At 73.9% G+C, this 1,860-nt stretch carries 2 protein-coding genes; both read right to left on the bottom strand.

All coding sequences use genetic code 11. From position 1 onward, the window contains the following. Positions 1–74 precede the first annotated feature (74 nt). Positions 75–341 carry a hypothetical protein gene (locus ABZ885_RS40300; protein ID WP_360200047.1) on the bottom strand — a complete coding sequence of 89 codons (267 nt, stop codon included), beginning with the start codon at positions 339–341 and terminating at the stop codon, positions 75–77. Further along, a partial coding sequence (locus tag ABZ885_RS40295) for an FAD-dependent monooxygenase (RefSeq protein WP_360200045.1) occupies positions 338–1,860 on the bottom strand: 1,523 nt, incomplete at its 5' end. The genes ABZ885_RS40300 and ABZ885_RS40295, both read right to left, overlap by 4 nt.

The raw sequence follows: 1,860 nt of genomic DNA, 5'->3' as shown, positions 1-1,860 counted from the left end.
GGCGGCCTCCCGGCCGCCGTGGGAGCGGCGACCGGGAGGCGGTGCGGAAGCGAGCCCGGCGGCCGCAGCCGTCGTCACAGGTCGCCGAGGCGGTCCTCGATCCGGCCGATCTCCTTCTGCAGCTCGGCGATGTCCTTCTCCAGTTCCTGGGCCGTCCTGACGGCGTCGGCGAGACTCTTCTCGGCCTTCCTGGCCTCGGTGCTGTTGCGGCCGTGCTGACGGCGGGCCGCCTCCAGCTCGCCGCGCAGCCGGCCGACGCGCTCCAGGGCCTGGGCGTGCCAGCCGTTGACCTCCTTCAGGTCCTTGGTGCACTTGTCCAGGGGCCCGAGGGTGCTGGTCACGCGTGCTCCCCGCGGTCGGCGGCACCGAACCAGCGTTCCGCGGTCCGCTCGAACTCCGCGTGGTCAGGGCGGCCGGTGATCGCCCAGGCGACCGTGCCGTCGGGCCGGACGAGCACGGCAGCCAGCCCGAGGCCGTTCCGCGCCGGCCCGACCGCATACCGGAGCCGGCTGTCCCGCCGCGTGGCCGCACCGTGCAGCGACTGGTCGGCGGTGAAGTCGAGGACGACACCCCGTCCGTCGTGCATCAGGTCCGCGAGGCGGGTGCCGTCCTCCAGGCGGAGGTCCGGTGCGTCGCGGCCGACCAGCGGGTGCTCGCCGCCGAGGTCGTAGCGGCTCGTCGCCCCCGATGCCCTCATGAACACGTAGGTCGTTCCGTCACGCGTCCCGATCAGGTCGCGGACCACTCGTTGGACCGCCTGGCCGTGCAGGTCCGGCTTCATGACCGCGGACTGTGCCCGCGTCCAGTCGAGGGCTGCCGCGCCGACCGGATGGCGTTCGCGGGTGTAGCTGTCGAGCAGCCCGTCCGGGGCGTGGCCGTGCACGGTCGCCGCGAGCTTCCAGCCGAGGTTCATCGCGTCGCCGATGCCGAGGTTGAGGCCCTGCGCTCCGAGCGGGGAGTGGATGTGCGCGGCGTCCCCGGCGAGCAGGACCCGCCCTTTCCGGTAGGTCGTCGTCTGCATCGCCCGGTCGGTGAAGGTCGACACGAGTCGCACCTCGTCCAGTGTCACGTCGGTCCCGGACACCCGGCGCAGAACCGCCTGGAGATGTTCGCGGGTCGGCCGCTGCGAGCGGTCGAACGCGCCGCCGTCGCAGTCCAGCACGCCGATGTAGTCCTTCGCCGGCATGCGCAGGTACATGCCGGTCGGCGTCAGGTTGAACCCGGGGCGGAGCGTGTCGGCGCCGGCGACGGTGGCGAGCATGACGTAGCCGGTGAACTGCGGCTCGCTGCCGGTGAAGTCGAAGCCCGCGAGCCCTCGCACGGTGCTGCGTCCGCCGTCACAGCCGACGAGCCAGCGCGCCGTGTACGCGTGCCCGCCGCCCCGCACGACCACGCGCTCGCCGTCCTGGGCGACGCCCGAGACCGTGACACCGCGTCTGATCTCCACACCGAGCTCGGCCGCCCGCTCGGACAGCGCCGTCCCGACGGCTTCGAGGGTCGTCACCACGCCCTCGGACGCCGGACCGGGAAGCCGGAACGGCAGGGCGGTGACGTCGATGTCGGCCGGATCGAGCATCACACCGGCGAAGTGGCCCGCGCTCCGAGGGGGTGACGGCTCGTCCGCGCCGGAGTCTGCGCCGGACGTACCGGGGGCCGTGCCCGAATCCGCGCCGGACGTGCCCGCATCCGTGCCGGAGTCCGCGCCGGGGCCGTCGTCGAGGCCCGAGGCCGTCAGCAGCCGATGCAGCATCCCACGGCGGTGGAACGCGGCCACCGACGCGGCGGACAGCCCCCGCATCCCGAGCGGGTCCGCCTTCCACGGGGAGCGGAGCAGCAGCTCCCGCTCCAGGACCAGGACGG

Source organism: Kitasatospora sp. NPDC047058 (assembly GCF_040643935.1).
GTDB lineage: Bacteria > Actinomycetota > Actinomycetes > Streptomycetales > Streptomycetaceae > Kitasatospora.
This window is presented reverse-complemented; position numbering and strand designations above follow the sequence as displayed.